Source organism: Streptomyces sp. NPDC047081 (assembly GCF_040643775.1).
Classification (GTDB): Bacteria; Actinomycetota; Actinomycetes; order Streptomycetales; family Streptomycetaceae; genus Streptomyces.
On the sequence record NZ_JBEYUY010000027.1, the window covers coordinates 27,663 to 43,770 of the forward strand.

16 protein-coding genes and 1 tRNA gene are annotated in these 16,108 nt (G+C 69.7%); 4 read left to right on the plus strand and 13 right to left on the minus strand.

Annotation, left to right across the window (positions count from 1 at the left end):
- Positions 1–5: 5 nt before the first annotated feature.
- Both ABZ848_RS37445 and ABZ848_RS37450 read right to left on the minus strand, forming a co-directional pair.
- Positions 6–656, minus strand: coding sequence for a TetR/AcrR family transcriptional regulator (locus ABZ848_RS37445; protein WP_360839225.1), 651 nt, complete (start codon positions 654–656; stop codon positions 6–8).
- Positions 657–784: 128 nt separating this feature from the next.
- A complete protein-coding gene (locus tag ABZ848_RS37450; protein WP_360839227.1) occupies positions 785–1,723 on the minus strand; it encodes a diiron oxygenase in 939 nt (312 codons plus the stop codon).
- Between the two features lie 127 nt (positions 1,724–1,850).
- On the opposite strand from ABZ848_RS37450, the gene ABZ848_RS37455 reads away from it, so the two are divergent.
- The gene (locus ABZ848_RS37455; RefSeq protein WP_360839228.1) at positions 1,851–2,960 is read left to right on the plus strand and encodes a ferritin-like domain-containing protein; all 1,110 of its coding nucleotides are present in this window, start codon (positions 1,851–1,853) and stop codon (positions 2,958–2,960) included.
- A 22-nt stretch (positions 2,961–2,982) separates the two neighbouring features.
- On the opposite strand, the gene ABZ848_RS37460 is transcribed toward ABZ848_RS37455, so the two are convergent.
- The 7 genes from ABZ848_RS37460 to ABZ848_RS37490 all read right to left on the minus strand — a co-directional run bounded on the left by ABZ848_RS37460 (position 2,983) and on the right by ABZ848_RS37490 (position 9,575).
- A complete protein-coding gene (locus ABZ848_RS37460; RefSeq protein ID WP_360839229.1) occupies positions 2,983–3,489 on the minus strand; it encodes a DUF3291 domain-containing protein in 507 nt (168 codons plus the stop codon).
- 45 nt (positions 3,490–3,534) lie between these two features.
- Complete coding sequence (locus tag ABZ848_RS37465) at positions 3,535–4,992, minus strand: penicillin-binding transpeptidase domain-containing protein (RefSeq protein ID WP_360839231.1); 1,458 nt, start codon at positions 4,990–4,992, stop codon at positions 3,535–3,537.
- Positions 4,989–6,350, minus strand: a complete 1,362-nt coding sequence (locus ABZ848_RS37470) for an FtsW/RodA/SpoVE family cell cycle protein (protein WP_360839233.1) — start codon at positions 6,348–6,350, stop codon at positions 4,989–4,991. The genes ABZ848_RS37465 and ABZ848_RS37470 overlap by 4 nt, the downstream gene beginning before the upstream one ends.
- 43 nt (positions 6,351–6,393) lie before the next feature.
- Positions 6,394–6,810, minus strand: a complete 417-nt coding sequence (locus ABZ848_RS37475) for an SH3 domain-containing protein (protein WP_360839235.1) — start codon at positions 6,808–6,810, stop codon at positions 6,394–6,396.
- Between the two features lie 147 nt (positions 6,811–6,957).
- On the minus strand, positions 6,958–8,202 hold the full coding sequence (locus tag ABZ848_RS37480; RefSeq protein ID WP_360839237.1) for a HAMP domain-containing sensor histidine kinase: 1,245 nt from the start codon (positions 8,200–8,202) through the stop codon (positions 6,958–6,960).
- Entirely contained in the window at positions 8,199–8,921 is a 723-nt protein-coding gene (locus tag ABZ848_RS37485; RefSeq protein WP_360839239.1) for a hypothetical protein, read from the minus strand. The genes ABZ848_RS37480 and ABZ848_RS37485 overlap by 4 nt, the downstream gene beginning before the upstream one ends.
- A 147-nt stretch (positions 8,922–9,068) precedes the next feature.
- A complete protein-coding gene (locus ABZ848_RS37490) occupies positions 9,069–9,575 on the minus strand; it encodes a dual specificity protein phosphatase family protein (protein ID WP_242766285.1) in 507 nt (168 codons plus the stop codon).
- A gap of 100 nt (positions 9,576–9,675) precedes the next feature.
- On the opposite strand from ABZ848_RS37490, the gene ABZ848_RS37495 reads away from it, so the two are divergent.
- Positions 9,676–10,479 (plus strand): nuclease-related domain-containing protein, encoded by an 804-nt coding sequence (locus ABZ848_RS37495; protein WP_360839241.1) that lies wholly within the window; start codon positions 9,676–9,678, stop codon positions 10,477–10,479.
- A gap of 7 nt (positions 10,480–10,486) precedes the next feature.
- Here ABZ848_RS37495 and ABZ848_RS37500 read toward each other — a convergent pair whose 3' ends face one another.
- Positions 10,487–11,782, minus strand: a complete 1,296-nt coding sequence (locus ABZ848_RS37500) for a vanadium-dependent haloperoxidase (RefSeq protein WP_360839243.1) — start codon at positions 11,780–11,782, stop codon at positions 10,487–10,489.
- Positions 11,783–11,938: 156 nt separating this feature from the next.
- The gene (ligD, locus tag ABZ848_RS37505) at positions 11,939–12,820 is read right to left on the minus strand and encodes a non-homologous end-joining DNA ligase (RefSeq protein WP_360839244.1); all 882 of its coding nucleotides are present in this window, start codon (positions 12,818–12,820) and stop codon (positions 11,939–11,941) included.
- Positions 12,821–12,877: 57 nt separating this feature from the next.
- On the opposite strand from ligD, the gene ABZ848_RS37510 reads away from it, so the two are divergent.
- Positions 12,878–13,915 (plus strand): Ku protein, encoded by a 1,038-nt coding sequence (locus ABZ848_RS37510; protein ID WP_360839246.1) that lies wholly within the window; start codon positions 12,878–12,880, stop codon positions 13,913–13,915.
- Between the two features lie 91 nt (positions 13,916–14,006).
- Here the strand turns inward: ABZ848_RS37510 and ABZ848_RS37515 are convergent, their stop codons facing one another.
- Positions 14,007–14,345 (minus strand): DNA mismatch repair protein MutT, encoded by a 339-nt coding sequence (locus tag ABZ848_RS37515; RefSeq protein WP_360839247.1) that lies wholly within the window; start codon positions 14,343–14,345, stop codon positions 14,007–14,009.
- 748 nt (positions 14,346–15,093) lie between these two features.
- Positions 15,094–15,165 (minus strand) — tRNA-Arg (locus tag ABZ848_RS37520).
- A 259-nt stretch (positions 15,166–15,424) separates the two neighbouring features.
- On the opposite strand from ABZ848_RS37520, the gene ABZ848_RS37525 reads away from it, so the two are divergent.
- Positions 15,425–15,916: a response regulator gene (locus tag ABZ848_RS37525; RefSeq protein WP_360839394.1), complete on the plus strand. Its 492-nt coding sequence runs from the start codon at positions 15,425–15,427 to the stop codon at positions 15,914–15,916.
- Positions 15,917–16,108: the final 192 nt, after the last annotated feature.

Consider the following 16,108-nt stretch of genomic DNA (forward strand, 5'->3'; position numbering starts at 1 on the left):
CAGTCTCAGACATCGTCCGCGAGCGCCTGCACCAGCGCGGCGGTCTGCGGGTCCCGGTCGGCGGTCACGGACAGCACGGCGACGAACTGCTCGACCAGCCAGTCCCGCAGTTCGTCGACCGGCGGCTGCTTGTCCTCGTCGAGCCAGATCAGCGAGGCGGCTTCCACGGCCGTGATCCACATCCGTACGGTCATGCGGAGCAGCAGGCCGGGGTCGGTGACGCCGAGGTGGCTGAGGATGTGCTCGGCGGCGGCCCGTCGTACGCCGTCCACGATGGCGGTGGTCCGGGAGGTCTCGACGACGCTGCCGCCCTGCAGCAGCGCGCTGAACCCGGCGTCGTGCTGGTCGACGAAGGCGAGGTAACGGTCGAGGGCGCGGGCGAGCCGGGGGAGGAGGGGGCCGACGCGAGCCTCGTCGAAGCACTGCTGGAGCTCATCGGCGGCGGATCGCAGCGCGGCTTCGTAGAGCTGCTGCTTGCCGCCCGGGAAGTACCGGTACACGAGGGGTCGCGAGACTCCTGCCGCTTCAGCCACATCGTCGAGGGAGACGTCTTCCGGCGCGCGGTGCGCGAAGAGGCCGAGAGCGGCGTCGAGGAGCTGGCTGCGGCGCTCCTCGACACTGAGCCGACGGTAGGCGGGGGCGGCGGGCGGGGTCATGCCTCGCAGGGTAGTCGGCCGTCTGCGGGTACGTCGTGGCTGGTCGCGCAGTTCCCCGCGCCCCTTAGGTTGGCGTTGCTGGACCCATTCAAGGGGCGCGACCAACCCCCACCGGCCCGCACCCGCCCTCAGGCCAGCAGCCCCGAGCTCTTCCACAACCGCCGCCCGGCCCCCCGCAGCACCCCGATGTCATCCAGAAAGTCGGTCAACCGCTTCGCGCCCGTCTGCATGACCTCCCGCCGATGCCCGCTCGCCTTCACCTGCGCCAGCGCCTCCCGCTTGTCCAGCCCCACATTCGTGTACACCTCCGGGTTCACGAAGGCGACCGAGAACACCCGGGCGAACTCCCCGGACGTGACCCGCGTGAACTCCTGCGACCACCGGGGTGCGGTCACCATCTGCCGCCGCAGCTCCTCACGGGCGTACCGCACATGCCGGGCCTCCTCGACCACATGGATCCGCGTGACCCCCCGGATCAGCGGCTGCACCCGCTCGTCCGGGAACGTCAGCCGCTGCATCCAGTCCAGGACCTCCTCACCCAGCAGCGTCGCCGTGAAGGACCCCGGAGTCGTCGAGATCGTCTTGAACAGCCGGCCGAGGTTCTGGTGGACCCGCGACACCGGATACCAGGGCGCGTCCCCCCGCTCGATCAGCCGCGCGAACATCTTCGAGTGCCGGCACTCGTCCTCGATCTCGGTCAGCGCGTACCGCACGTGCGCGGTCGTCGCCGCCTTGTCGTAGATGTGCCGCACCAGCAGCTGCATGAGGATCAGCTCGAACCAGATCCCGAGCGAGGCCAGCGCCGCGGACTCGTGCTGCGAGAGCAGAATCCGCTGCTCCTCGCCCATCCGCTTCCACAGCGGCGTGTCGTACAGCGAGACCAGCTCCGGCGGCCAGAACCACTTCCCGTCCTCGAAGGGCGCGTCCCAGTCGAGTTCCTTGTCCGGGTCGAAGGAGTGCTTCGCGGAGGAGGCGAGCAGCCGTTCGGCCACCTGTTCGCGGTCCTTGAGCAGCCCGAGCGCGTCGCGCAGTCCTTCCAGCGCGTCGGCTTCCGTCAGGGTCGTCATGGTTCTCCCACCTCTGTTACCCGGGGTCACATCCTCCACCGCTTATGAGACTGCTTGTCAGCAAGCGCGTCAATCCCCCGTGCGCGACTTGTTGACCCCGCGTCTACCACGTGTGAGCCTGCGGAACATGCCGACTTACGACCTGTACGCCATGGACCCGGGCGAGCCCCACTGGCAGGTGCCGGCGACCGGCGCGGCGCGCTTCAGCTGGGAGTACGACGACGGCCGCGACCGACTGCTCGCCCTGTATCAGAAGGGCAAGGACAAGCAGTGGGACGGGCAGACCCGTATCGACTGGGATCTCGAAGTCGATCCGTACGACCCCCTCGGCACCCCCGACGAGTCCATGTCCCTGTACGGCACCAAGCACTGGGCCAGGATGACCGACAAGGACAAGGGCGAGCTGCGCAAGCACTACGCCGCCTGGCAGTTCAGCCAGTTCCTGCACGGCGAGCAGGGCGCGATGATCTGCGCGGCGCGGATCGTCGAATCCGTCCCCGACCTGGACGCGAAGTTCTACTCGGCCACGCAGACGATGGACGAGGCACGGCACGCGGAGATCTACGGCCGTTTCCTGCACGAGAAGATCGGGATGCTGTACCCGATCAACGACAACCTCCAGTCGCTGCTCGGCGACACCCTGCGCGACAGCCGCTGGGACATGCCCTACCTCGGCATGCAGGTGCTGATCGAGGGCCTGGCGCTGGCCGCCTTCGGCATGATCAGGGATACGACGGACAAGCCGCTGCCGAAGCAGATCCTCGCCTACGTCATGCAGGACGAGGCCCGGCACGTGGCGTTCGGCCGCATGGCGCTGCGCGACTACTACAAGCAGCTCACCGACGCGGAACTGCGCGAGCGCGAGGAATTCGTCATCGAGGGCTGCTACTTGATGCGGGACCGGCTGCGCGGGGTCGAGGTCCTGGAGAACTTCGGCATCCCCACGGCCGAGGCGGAGGAGTACAGCGAGAACTCCGAATTCCTGGCCCTGTTCCGCCAGTTGCTGTTCTCCCGGATCGTCCCGTGCGTCAAGGACATCGGGCTGTGGGGCAAACGGCTGCAGCAGGCGTACGTCGACATGGGCGTCTTCGAGATGGGCAACTCGAACCTGGACCTGCTGATGGCCCAGGACGAGGAGATCGCGGAGAAACTGGACGCGGAACGCTTCGCGGCGGAGGAGCAGGCGCGGGTGACGGAGGTACGGGAGGCGATCGAGGCGGGGGCGACGGAAGGCTGACGGCCACCGCCGGAAGCGCCCGCTAGACCGGGCAGCCCAGGTCCTCCGGGACCTCGCCGGCGACCGGCTCTTCCGTCCCCGGCGGGAAGGACGTCCGGAGCGTGAAGGCGTACGGCGTGGGGCCGTTCGTGCGCAGGTGGAGGACGCGGTCCTCCGCCTCCGCCACCGTCGGGCGGTGCCCCGCCGGCACCCACCACAGGGCCGTCATGGCCTCCTGCACGCGCTCGAAGAACTCCCTGCGCCGGGCCAGCATCTCCCGGTGGCGGCCCTGGTACATGAAGGCCGTCAGCGCGTTGGTGTCCCGCCACACCGACATGTTGATGATCAGCCACTCGTCGCCGAAGACGGCGATGTCCGTCGCGTCGCCACCCTCGCTCTGCAGCCGCCAGACGAATCCGTCCGCGGCGTCCGCGTCGGCGTTCACGGGGTCGAGGTTGTCGACGAAGTCCTTCAACTGCGGTGAGTCCAGCGGGGCTTTGAGCCGTCCGATGTTGACCTGGGCGAGTTCGTACGCGGCAACTGAAGTCATGTACCGAACGTTAGGTCGGGAGTTGTGGCCTTCGGTACCCCCGTCTCACGAACCGAGCACCGCCTCCATCACGGCCCGCGCGATCGGCGCCGCGACCCCGCCCCCGGTGATGTCCCCCCGGTCCGCGGACGCGTCCTCCACCACCACGGCGACGGCGACCTTCGGCTCCAGATCACGTTCCCCCTGCGCCCACGACACGAACCAGGCATACGGCGTACCGGAGTTGCCGAGGCCGTGCTGGGCGGTCCCGGTCTTGCCGCCGACCGTCGCGCCGGGGATCGCCGCGTTCGTGCCGGTGCCCTCCGTGACCACGTCCTCCATGAGTTCCTTCATCCGTACGGCCGTTGCCGGGTGCATCGCCTGCCGCACCGGCCGCGAACCGGGCGTGGACACCGTGTCCCCGTCGTCCGTCGTCGTCCGCTCGACCAGATAGGGCGCCCGCACCTGCCCGCCGTTGGCCACCGCCGCCGCGACCATCGCCATCTGCAGCGGTGTGGCCCGCGTGTTGTACTGCCCGATCGACGACAGCGCCAGCTGCGCCTTGTCCACCGAGGTGTCGAAGGTGCTCGGCGCGACCGAGAAGGGGATCCGCAGCCCCGTGTCGTTGAACCCGAAGTCCTCCGCCGTGGCCGCCATGTCCGCCACCCCGACGTCCACGCCCAGCTTGGCGAACACCGTGTTGCACGACCACTCGAACGCGGCCCGCAGCGAGGCGTCCGCGCACCCGTCCCCCTCGTTCGTCAGCGAGGTCGACGTACCCGGCAGGGTGTACGGATCGGGCGAGTCGGTCGGCTTGTCGACATCCGTGACGACCCCCGCGTCCAGCGCCGCCGCCGCGGTGACCACCTTGAAGGTGGAGCCCGGCGGATACGTCTGCCGCACCGCCCGGTTCAGCATCGGCTTGTCGGGATCCGAGTTCAGCCGCGCCCAGGACCGCTCCGTGGCCGCCGAGTTCCCCGACAGCACGGCGGGATCGTAGGAAGGACTGGACACCAGGGCCAGCACCCGCCCCGTCGAGGGCTCGACGGCGGCCACCGCCCCCTTCCGGCCCCCCAGCCCCTCGTAAGCCGCCTCCTGCGCCGCCCTGTTGAGCGTGGTCATGACGTTCCCGCCCGGGTTCTGCGCCCGCGTCAGGTCGTTCCACAGCGGGAACGGCGTGAGCAGCGGGTCGGTCCCGGACAGCACCGCGTCCCCGGTGTGCTCCAGGAGCGTGGTGCCATAGACCTGCGAGGCGAAGCCGGTGACGGGGGCGTACAACGGGCCGTTCGTGTACGTCCGTTCGTAGCGGAGCTGCTCTCCGGTGTCCCGGGAGCCGGTGACCGGCTTGCCGCCGACGAGGATGTTGCCGCGCTTCTGGTCGTAACGGGCGATCGTGGAGCGGCGGTTGGCCGGGTTGTCGTCGTAGTGGCCGGCCTGGACGATCTGGATGCGGGTGGCGTTGACGAGGAGGGCGGCCAGGAGGAGGGCGCAGAAGACGGCCGCGTGCCGGATGTACCTCGTCATGGGGCGACCTCGCCGTCGTACTGGCTGCGGGCTGAGTCGCTGACGCGGATCAGCAGGGCCACGATCGCCCAGTTGGTGACGACCGAGGAGCCGCCCTGGGCGAGGAAGGGCATCGCCATGCCGGTGAGCGGGATCAGGCCGCACACCCCGCCGGCGATCACGAACACCTGGAGCGCCACGATCGAGGCCAGCCCGACCGCGAGCAGCCGGCCGAAAGGTTCCCGCAGCGACAGCCCCGCCCGGTAGCCGCGCTCCACCAGCAGCCCGTACAGCAGGAAGATCGCCGACAGCCCCGCGAGCCCCAGCTCCTCGCCCGCCGTGGCCAGGATGAAGTCCGACTTGGCGGCGAATCCGATGAGGATCGAGTGGCCGAGGCCAAGGCCGGTGCCGAGGATGCCGCCCGCCGCGAAGGCGAAGAGCGACTGGGCGAGCTGGTTCGGCCCCTGGCCCGCGTCGATGGACGCGAAGGGGTGCAGCCAGTCCTCGACCCGGCTGTGGACGTGCGGCTCCAGCCAGCCGACGGCCACGGCACCGAGCGAGGCGAGCAGCAGGCCCACGGCGATCCACCCGGTCCGCCCGGTGGCGACGTAAAGCAGCACGACGAACAGCCCGAAGAACAGCAGCGAGGTACCCAGGTCCCGCTCCAGCACCAGCACGCCCACGCTCAGCAGCCAGATGGCGACGATCGGGCCCAGCACCCGCCCCGTCGGCAGCTGCATGAACCACACCCGGCGCCCCGCGTACGCGAGCGCGTTGCGGTTGTCGGCCAGGTAGGCGGCGAAGAAGACGGCGAGCAGCACCTTCGCGAACTCGCCCGGCTGGATGGAGAATCCGGCGATCCGGATCCAGATCCGGGCGCCGTTGACGGCCGGGAAGAGGATCGGGAGCAGCAGCAGTACGAGCGCGGCGACGACACAGACGTACGAGTACCGCTGCAGGACCCGGTGGTCGCGCAGGACCAGCACCACCACGATGAACAGGGTCACGCCCAGCGTGGACCAGACGAGTTGGGTGGGCGCGGCCCGGTCGCCGGGGGTCTCCAGGTCGAGCCGGTAGATCAGGACCAGGCCGAGGCCGTTGAGCAGGACGCCGATCGGCAGCAGCAGCGGATCGGCGTACGGCGCCCGCAGCCGTACGGCGATGTGCGCGAGGAGCGCGAGCACGCCGAGCCCGGCGCCGTAACCGGCGGCGCCGGGCGGGACGGTGCCGTTCTTGGCGAGGCCGACGTCGCAGTAGCCGTACACCGAGAGCAGGACGGCGAGGACGATGAGGGCCAGCTCGATGCCACGGCGCCGGGGGAGGCGTACCGCGGGAGCGGGGGAATCCGCTGTGGCCACGGTGGTTCCGGCGTTGGTCATGTCCGGAACCTACCCAAATAGTGCGTCTTGCGACCTCAGGGCCTCAGCACCAGCGTGGCGTGGGCCCGATGGTGTCGATGTACCGGGCCGAACCCCAGGCCCAGGTGCCGTCGGTGAGGAGGTACCAGCGGTTGTTGCCCTGGATGTTCTGCCCGACGGTCTTGCAGAAGATCGAGACGTGCTCGCCCCGGAAGGCCACGCGGATCACCTGGCTGCCACGGTTCGGCGCACTGCGCAGAAACAGCTCGCTCGCGGTGACGACCCCGCGGTACAGCCGCGGGTTGTGGTGGTGCTCACCGTGGTCCCAGTCCCCACGGTCGTCCTGCTGGCTGAACCCCGGGTCGCCACCCCCCTCGTCCCACTCGTCGTCGGCGAGCGCGGGAGTGGCGACGACGGAGGTGATGAGGGCACCGGCGGCGGTGGCTATGGCGAGACGGCTGAAGGCGGAGCGCAGGAACATGGGGTGTTACCTCCACGAAGGGGACGAACCTGACTTACCGCCACATTAGGAGTGTTGACCGAGGGCGGCTTTCCGGGTTGGGCCAGCCGTGGAGTTTTTTAGGGGCGCGGGGCTGCATCAATTTGCGGCTCCGCCGCGTGGGCGCGATCAGCCCCCACTCAGCGTCAGTCGCGCCACGGCCCCACCACCCACGGCGTTGGCGAATTCAAGCCGAGCCCCCAAAACCTCCGCCTGCCCCACCGCAATGGTCAGCCCCAGCCCATGCCCCTTCGCGCCCCCCTCCGTCCGAAACCGCTGCGGCCCATGCTCAACGAGATACTCCGGAAACCCGTCCCCGTGATCCCGCACCACCACCACAGGCCCATCCACCGTCACGGACACCGGCCCCCGCCCATGCTTGTGCGCGTTGGCCACGAGATTCCCCAGCACCCGCTCCAGCCGCCGCCGATCCGTCTCCACCCGAGCGTCCCGCACCACGACGACTTCCGTATCGGTCCCCGACGCCCGCACCACCCGCGAGGCCAGCGCCCCCAACTCCTCGGCGTCCAGCTCCAGCCGCTCACGCCCGGTGTCCAGCCGAGAGATCTCCAGCAGGTCCTCGGTCAGCGTCCGCAGCGCGGCCACCCGGTCCCGCACCAGCTCCGTCGGCCGCCCCGGCGGCAACAACTCCGCCGCCGCGTGCAACCCCGTGAGCGGCGTCCGCAACTCATGCGCGACATCCGCAGTGAACCGCTGCTCACTCAGCAGCTTCCCCTGCAAGGACGCGGCCATGGAGTCCAGCGCGGCGGCGACCGCCGCCACCTCGTCCTGCGGCCGTGTCGGATCCTGGGCCCGCGCGTCGGCGACCCGCGCGTCCAGGTCGCCCGCGCTGATCCGCCGCGCGACCCGCGCGGTCGCGTGCAGCCGCCGCGTCACCCGGGTCACCGCGAACGCCCCGACCAGCAGCGTCACCCCGATCGCCAGCCCCGACGACCACAGGATCGACCGGTCGAGCGCGGCGATCGTGCGGGCCTGCTGCGAGTAGTCGACCTCGACCGCGAGGGCCCGGTTGCGGTCGGCCGGCCCCGCCGCCCACATCGTCGGATGCCCGCGGTGCTCGGAGACCATCGTGCCTCGGTCCCCCTCCACCGCCAGCGAGCGCAGCGCGTCCGGCAGTCCCGGCGGATCCACCCCCGCGCCCGGCAGCAGCGTGTCCCCGGCCTGGTACGCCTTCGTCGCGTCCGCGAGCCGGGACAGCGCGAGGTCGCGGGCCTGCCCGACGGTCTGGTTGGTGACTGAGACGTGCACCAGTACGCCGAGCATCGCGGCCAGCGCACAGCACATCACCGTGATGAACACGGCGGCCTTCACCGCGAGTGTGCCGGCCCAGTGCGGGAGCGTGAGTCCGGTCATGGGCTCGCCGAGGGGGAGACGGTCGGGGTCGACTGACGCTCGCGCCTGCCGTTGTGCAGCATCTCGTCGTGGGTGAGCAGCATGACCTGCTGCTCGGGGTCCCAGGTCCACTGGAAGCGGTACTCGTAGTCCGCGAGGTCGGACGGCGCGTGGATGATCACCGAGTGCCCGGCCAGCTCGACGCTGCTCACCGCGTCGTCGTTGGACATCACCTGGACCACCCGGCCGCCCTCGACGGTGTAGACGCGTACGGCGGTCTGGTTGCCCGGCAGCAGCCGGAAGCCCAGGGTGAGGTCGGCGTGGCCGTCGCCGGTGACGTCCCGGTAGTACGCCTTGAGCAGCGGGCAGCGGTCGTCCGCCGGCTTCTTCCCGCAGTAGGCCATCCGGCGCACGGTCTCGCGGTACTGCGCCTTCGAGCCGGCGTACTCGTCCGGGTGCTGGGCGATCTCCGCCTTCACCACGGCGACCGGATCCACCTTGCGGATGTCGTCGCCGGGCGCGGTGACGCCCTCCATGGCCTCCGACTCGCCGTTGTCGTAGTTCCAGGCGGGGCTGGCGGCGGGGGTGAGATCCGGCCACAGCTTGGCCGGGCTGGTCGCGGTCGGCGTCGACCCCGCGCCCTCCAGGCCGCCCGCGTCACCGCAGGCCACCGCGCCCGCCGCGAGCACGCCGACGGCGGCCACGGTGCGGAGGAGGCGGACGGGGCGGCTGGGCTGCACTGTGCTCCTGGGGTGCGGGATGTCGACGGCCCGTACACCCTATTCGTACGGAAGTCCTTTTTGCGCACTCATGGTGCACTCATGGCATGTTCATGCGCGCGAGGAGACCTGTTGTGCTCATGTTGTGCTCATGCGTGCGGGGAAACGTTACTCGGCGAGTTCCTCCAGCAGCCGGGCCGTCGGCAGACCCGCCCGCAGATAGTCGACGAACAGGTCGTTGTGCAGCGCCCACGGCGAGCGGCGGGCCCGGATCAGCCGGATCGCCTCCTCCGCGGAGTGGCCCCGCCGCACCAGGGCGTGCGCGACCACGAGCCCCGAGCGGTTGTAGCCGTGGTAACAGCGGACGAGGACCTCGCGGCCCTCGTCCATCGCCTCGCTCGCGGCCTGTGCCAGCCGGATCACCCCCGCGAGCTGGGTCCCGTCCAGCGGCCCGTCCGGAATGGGCCACACATGGTGTTCGACGCCCGGATCGGGACCGTGACCGGGCAGCCGTAGCAGGGTCTGTACGAGATCGAACTCATCGCGTACGACGGCGAATTCAAGTTGTCCGGAACGCCCCCGGAACTCGTGCCCGCCCATCCACAGGCCGGGCACGATCTCGCTCCACGGGTCGTCCGGGGCCGGTACGTCGGGCTGCTTCCTGCGGGTACGCAAACACGCCTCCCCAAGTCCCCCTCCCAACTCCTGTCAAAGGTAACCGGGTTCTTGCCCGCAGAGCACCCCGCCTGTTCCCATGGTCAAGGGGTGATGGTGCATGAACGGACTGCGCGTCATACCGACCTGGCGACACGGTCAGGAGCGGCTCTACGTGTGCCAGACGGACGGACGGAACATCGCCTGGTACGACCGTGAGGCGGCCAGGGTCAACCTGCTCAGCGAGGACGAGCAGGAGGAGGTGCTGGAGGTCCTCGGCCCCTTCATCACCGGACCGGTGACCGTGGGCCCGCCGGCGGTGCCGACCCCGGCCGAGCTGGCGCGGCTCTCCCTGCACCCGGACGACGACCTGGCGCCCAACCGCCCCGGCGAGGCGCTGCTGGTCGCCCTGGACCGCGAGCCGGGCCCGAACCACCGGCTGCGCCCGGACCCGCGCCGCCGCGCCCTCGCGGCGGAGCAGGCGGTGGGCGAGGCCCTGGACCGGCTGGACGGCGCGGGCTGGCACGCCCTGCACTCCATCCCGCTCCCCGGGGGCGACCGCGTCCACCACCTGGCGATCGGCCCCGGCGGCCTGTTCGCCGTACACACCCTGTACGCCCGCAAACAGCGGGTGACGGTCGCGGACCCCATGGTCACCCTGGGGCGCCGCGACCCCCACCCGCTGCTGCGCCGCGTGCGCGCCGACGCCGACCGCGCGTCCTACGCCCTCACGGCCGAGGTCCACCCGGTGCTGGCCCTGGTCGGCCCGGCGGACGTCGCCGTCACGGCCCCCCTGCGCGAGGTCCGCGTCCTCCGCGACACGGAGGTCGAGGGCCTCGCCCGCACCGGCGGCGTACTGAAGCCGGCGGACGTGGAGGCGCTGCACGCGATGGCCCGGGACCGGGGGACGTGGACGCGGGTGTGACCTTCGGCTAGTGGAGCGGCTTGAAGTAGTGGTCGAGGGTCCAGGCGCCGATGCGGGTGCCGACGTCGTTGGCCACGATGTCGCTGGTCCGGAAGTGGATGCCGGCCCAGACCCGGGCGTTGATCACGTCCCGGTTGTAGTCCGCGGCGCTCGTGTACGTCCGGGTGGTGCCCGTGACGGCCGAGGAGATACGGAAGTCGATGTCGCCGCCGGTCAGCCGGGACAGGACCTTCATCGTGGCGCCGTCGTTGGTGCAGTGGCCGCTCATGTAGTCCGGGTAGGCGGGCGTGTCCAGCAGCGGCAGCCAGTCCGGGTCGGGCGAGGTGGCGGGGTTGCCGTCGGTGTCCGCGAGCCGGACCGCCGTGATGGGCCGCCACTGGCCGTACGTCAGCTTGGTGTTCCACGCGGTGATCGACGCGTCGGCGGTCGCCGTACCGGTGGCCGCGAACAGCCGCGCCGCCTCCACGATGTCCAGCCCGTGCCGCTCGACGTACCCGCGGTAGGCCGCCTGGAACTGCACCGGCAGCACGTCACCGAAGAACCGCCCGGTCTCGGTCTGCGCGTCGGTCCGCCCGGACCCGGTCCGCGCGCCCATCGCCTTCACCTCGGCGAAGTCCTTCGTGTACGTCTTCGAGGTCAGCGCCGGCGGGGGACCGGGCCGCAGCTGATCGGAGGAGTTCAGCACCATGGGCCGCACCTTCGCGAGCCACGGGTCGACCATCGGCGCGTCGGCGGGCAGGGTGGGCCGCCAGACGCCGGGTGCGGGCGGCTTGTCGAAGGTGACCGGCGCGCCCCGACCGTCACCCTCGCGCAGCCGCACGATGTGCGCGGCGGCTTTCTCCCCGAAGGCGACCCCGTCTCGCTCGGCCTTCCCGTCGGGGATCTTGGCGAGCGAGGCGGTGTACGCGGCCTCGATGCGCTTCTGCGAGGCCGGGAAGTAGGTGAGGAGGATCCGGTGCGCGGCGGCAGCGGCGGCGGCCTCGGAGGAGGCGTTGCGCGGCCCTCGTACGTCCCACTTGTATTCGGCGTACCGGCCCTCGATCCCGACCACCGCGTTGTAGACGGCGGCCTGGACGAAGCCGTACCAGAGGAACGGCTCGGCGGTCGGCCGCTTGGCGTCGCCGAAGACGACGTCGACGGCGGTCCTGTTCCAGTCGCTGACGACACCGGCGCCCGGCACGGGCCGCGGGGCCGCGGTGGCCGCCTCGGGTGCCCAGGGGAGGGCGGCGAGGGCGAGGGCGGTGAGGCTTACCGCGAGGGTGCGGGTGCGGGTACGTGGACGGGTGCGTGGTCGAGCTTCCATGCTGCTCCTTGGTGCGTGCGGGCGTGCCGGTGTCCCCCTTGGTCAGAGGTGCCCGCAAAACGGCGGGTGGGGTGCACCCGTTGGAGCTGTTTACAACGCTTAATGGCGCTTTACGACGCTTTACTGCGCTTTATTGCTGCCCGCCGGGCCGAGGGCTCAGGGCAGCCGGCCGGCGGCACGCGAGTCGAGGAGCGGTGCGAGCAGGTCGCCGTAGTCCTGTAGGCGGGGCGCGATGTCAGGTGCCTGGAAGGCCAGCCGGTCCGGCGCCGTGCAGGCCTCGACCTCGCTCCAGGTGACCGGCGCCGAGACGGTGGGCTCCGGCCGGGCGCGCAGGGTGTAGGGCGTGGCGGTGGTCTTCCGGGCCGCGTTCTGGCTCCAGTCGACGAAGACCTTCCCGGGCCGCAGGCTCCGGGTCATCCGGTGCAGCACCAGCCGCGGCATGGCCCGCTCGGCCTCGACGGCGAGCTGTTTGGCGTACTCGCTGACCTGCTCGGACGAGGCGGATCGTACGGCGGCGAGCAGGTGCAGTCCCTTGGACCCGGAAGTCTTGGCGAAGGCGTCGATGCCGTCGTCCGCGAGCCGTTCGCGCAGCCACAGGGCGACCCGGCAGCAGTCGACGACGGTCGCGGGAGCACCGGGATCGAGGTCGAAGACGATCCGGTCGGCGGCGCCGGGATCCTGGGCGACCCACTGATGCGTATGGAATTCCGTCACCAGATTGGCGGCCCACATCAGACTCGGCAGATCCTGCACGAGCACCATCCGGGCCGGCCCCTCCGACCGCGGCACCTCGGCGGTGGTGACCCAGTCGGGCGTACCCGGAGGCACGTTCTTGGTGAAGAACACCTGCCCGTCAGGCCCGTCCGGATACCGCAGGAAGGAGACGGGCCGGTCCCGCAGGTGGGGAAGGATCGCCTCGGCGTTGACGGCGTAGTAGTGCAGCACCTCGCCCTTGGTGAACCCGGTCTCCGGATAGAGCACCTTCTCCAGGTTGCTGAGGGCGAGCCGTCTCCCGTCCACCTCCGTGATGGGCGTCATAAGATAAGAATCTCACGCAAATGCCACGAAACCGGAGTCACGCCACCGAAAGGGCGGGTGCCGCAGGTGAGATCCATATGGAACGGAGCCATCTCCTTCGGCCTGGTCAGCATCCCGATCAAGCTGGTGAACGCCACCGAGAGCCGCTCGATCTCCTTCCGCCAGATCCACCTGGAGGACGGCGGCCGCATCCGCTACCGCAAGTTCTGCGAACTGGAGGACAGGGAGGTCACGTCCGCCGAGATCGGCAAGGGTTACGAGGATGCCGACGGCTCGATCATCCAGATCACGGACGAGGACCTGTCCCACCTCCCCCTCCCCACGGCGAAGACGATCGAGATCGTGGCCTTCGTGCCGGCGGACCGCATAGACCCCCTCCAGATGGACGCGTCGTACTACCTGGCGGCAGGCGGCGCCCCGGCGGCGAAGCCGTACACCCTGCTCCGCGAGGCCCTGAAGCGCAGCAACAAGGTGGCGATAGCCAAGTACGCCCTGCGAGGCCGCGAACGCCTGGGCATGCTCCGCGTCGTGGACGACGCGATCGCCATGCACGGCCTCCTGTGGCCGGACGAGGTCCGCGCTCCCGAGGGCGTCGCCCCCGACACGAACGTCACCGTCAACGACAAGGAACTCGACCTGGCGGACGCCCTCATGAACACCCTGGGCGAAATAGACCTAGACGAACTCCACGACGAGTACCGCGAGGCCTTGGAGGAGGTCGTAGCGGCGAAGGCGGCGGGCGAGACCCCACCCGAGGCCCCGGAACCGGCGAAGGGCGGCAAGGTCCTGGACCTGATGGCGGCGCTGGAGAAGAGCGTGAGCGCGGCGAAGAAGTCGCGGGGAGAGGAGGCCGGGGAGGCCGAGGCAGAAGCCGAGGTGAGACGCCTACCGGCCCGGAAGTCGGCCCGGGCGACTCCGAAACAGACGACGGGCAAGAAGTCGACGTCGACGGCGGCCGGAAAGAAGACGACGGCGAAGAAGACAACGACGTCGGCGAAGAAGTCGACGTCGAAATCCACACAGACGGCGAAGAAGACGACGGCGAAGAAATCAGCACCGGCGAAGAAGACGCCGTCACGCAAGCGCACGGCGTGAGGCAACCCGGGCTCAACTACCTTCCCAGCCAAGGGCTTACACCCGCAACGGCCTCAAACTCAAACGCGAGGTTCTCGCGCGAGGCGCCGGCTCAGCACAGCGACCACGCGATCACCTCCCGATCAGGGAAGCCACCGGCCTCGTGAAGGACGGCGAAGACGATCTCATCGACGACCGAGACCCGCCCTCGATCGGAGTAGCGGAACCATGCCTCCTCGGTGATCTCCCGCGACGGGATCAGTTCACCGTGGTGATCGGCGGTGTGACAGATCATCCGGAAGGGACAGGGCTCGGGATGACCCTCCTCGTGCGGGAGATCGGCGAGGAACGGCGGGCGGTCATCGGCCCTGGGCCTCGTTGTCGGACTCACCCGGCTCACGACGACCGCCCGGGAAGTCACTTTCTCCGGCACCGCGTTGCCATTCACCATGGCCCGGCACCCTATCGGAGGGGGTGGTCGTCAGGGGCGGCGCTTGGCTGGAACCGACCCAGGAATGACGTCCTTTCCGAGCCGCTCCCTGATGAGGTACGTCAACTCGGACCCTTCGACGAGCTGAAGTCGACCATGCTGCCGGCCGAAGTCGCGGCTAGCTCTACCGAACCGTGAGGCACTCATCAGCACGCCTTTCGCGACCAGCTTGTATTCCAGGAGACCGGTTACGACGCCCATGCTGTCCATCAGCCGGTATTTCGACAGCACCGTGGATCGCATTGACCTGGCTCAGCCGTAGAGTCGTGAACTGTTCCGACCTCGTGGATTGGTCGGCGAAAGGCGATGAGGTGTCCAGGGAATTCCGCCGGATACGTGGAGGCAGCCAGGATCGCCGAGAAACCACTCAACTGCCTCAGATTTCCGGCAGGCCACAAGTTCGGCGTCGTATCTCATCCTGCCCAGGCTGGGCTCTACTGGTGCGAACCCCTCCCATGTAGGCGATGGCTCGGGGCGGGACCAAGGACGTTCGTCGAAGACCGTCGACACACGCACCCGGCACGAAGGGCCTCGCACTGCGGCACCTCACATATGGCCAGCGTGTACCGGAAGGCCGTAAAGATCATCGGGCTGTCATGGCGTGATCACCGGAAACAGCTGCTCTCGACAGCGTCCGCCTGCACGTACGCGAAGACCCCGGCCTCAGCGTTTCCACTGATGTCGGGGTCTCTGGGCACCTCATTCAAGGTGCCCCCGGCAGGATTCGAACCTGCGCACACGGCTCCGGAGGCCGTTGCTCTATCCCCTGAGCTACGGGGGCGTGGCCGCTGCGTTGTGTGTGCGGCGACGGGTAGAACCCTACCAGCTCCAACAGGGTGTTCATGAACGGGTTTCCTGGCGTCGGCCCGGGCGTCGGTGCAGGGTGATGGGTGTAGGTGGGCGGGGGCGTAGCCCGTGGGTGGGGGTTGGCTTCGGCTCTTTGTGCGGGGGCCGTACAGGCTGTCACCGTGGTCGCCGTGCCGATTGGGAGGTGTCCCTCGCGCAGGTTGGAAGTGGGGAAAAGCCGGACGCGGTGGCCGGTGTCGACCTACTCTCGAGTTGTGCCAGGCGCGTCGGGTCGGGTGCTTGTTGTGGACGACAACAAGGTCATCCGGCAGTTGATCAGGGTCAATCTCGAGCTCGAGGGGCTCGAGGTCGTGACCGCGGCCGATGGTGCCGAGTGTCTGGATGTCGTTCATCAGGTGCGGCCCGATGTCGTGACACTCGATGTCGTCATGCCGCGGCTCGACGGGCTGCGGACTGCCGCGCGGCTGCGTTCCGACCCCCGTACCCGTGACCTTCCTCTCGCCATCATCAGCGCCTGTACCTCCTACGAGGTCGAGACCGGCCTCGACGTCGGTGTCGACGCCTTCCTCGCCAAGCCCTTCGAGCCCGCCGAACTCGTACGCCTCGTAAAGCAGTTGATCGAGCGGAGGGCGAGTGGGAGTGGGAGAGGAAGGGGCGAGGATTCAGGGGTTGAGTCCGTCTTCGGGGTTGGGGAGGCCGAGCGCGCCGGACGTGCCGGTGCCTGAGGCGTCCTCCCGCTGGGTGTCTGAGCCGCCGGCCTCTCGTCGGGCGCCTAAGCCTTAGTCCCTCCCGGCGCTGGCTTCACCACACCAAGCCCCCGGCCCCAGTGACCGAGTCGCGCCCAGTCGCAGCAAGGCCGATCCCGCCGCCTCGGACAAGCCCCCGCCCCGCCCCACCACCGCCTGGCCCTCGCCCGG

Coding starts and splice junctions, on each gene's coding strand:
- ABZ848_RS37475 (WP_360839235.1), bottom strand. CDS start 6,810: ATGTTCCTGCGCTCCGCCTTCAGCCGTCTCGCCATAGCCACCGCCGCC.
- ABZ848_RS37515 (WP_360839247.1), bottom strand. CDS start 14,345: ATGGTGAATGGCAACGCGGTGCCGGAGAAAGTGACTTCCCGGGCGGTC.
- ABZ848_RS37460 (WP_360839229.1), bottom strand. CDS start 3,489: ATGACTTCAGTTGCCGCGTACGAACTCGCCCAGGTCAACATCGGACGG.
- ABZ848_RS37445 (WP_360839225.1), bottom strand. CDS start 656: ATGACCCCGCCCGCCGCCCCCGCCTACCGTCGGCTCAGTGTCGAGGAG.
- ligD (WP_360839244.1), bottom strand. CDS start 12,820: ATGACGCCCATCACGGAGGTGGACGGGAGACGGCTCGCCCTCAGCAAC.
- ABZ848_RS37450 (WP_360839227.1), bottom strand. CDS start 1,723: ATGACGACCCTGACGGAAGCCGACGCGCTGGAAGGACTGCGCGACGCG.
- ABZ848_RS37495 (WP_360839241.1), top strand. CDS start 9,676: ATGAACGGACTGCGCGTCATACCGACCTGGCGACACGGTCAGGAGCGG.
- ABZ848_RS37455 (WP_360839228.1), top strand. CDS start 1,851: ATGCCGACTTACGACCTGTACGCCATGGACCCGGGCGAGCCCCACTGG.
- ABZ848_RS37480 (WP_360839237.1), bottom strand. CDS start 8,202: ATGACCGGACTCACGCTCCCGCACTGGGCCGGCACACTCGCGGTGAAG.
- ABZ848_RS37470 (WP_360839233.1), bottom strand. CDS start 6,350: ATGACCAACGCCGGAACCACCGTGGCCACAGCGGATTCCCCCGCTCCC.
- ABZ848_RS37500 (WP_360839243.1), bottom strand. CDS start 11,782: ATGGAAGCTCGACCACGCACCCGTCCACGTACCCGCACCCGCACCCTC.
- ABZ848_RS37465 (WP_360839231.1), bottom strand. CDS start 4,992: ATGACGAGGTACATCCGGCACGCGGCCGTCTTCTGCGCCCTCCTCCTG.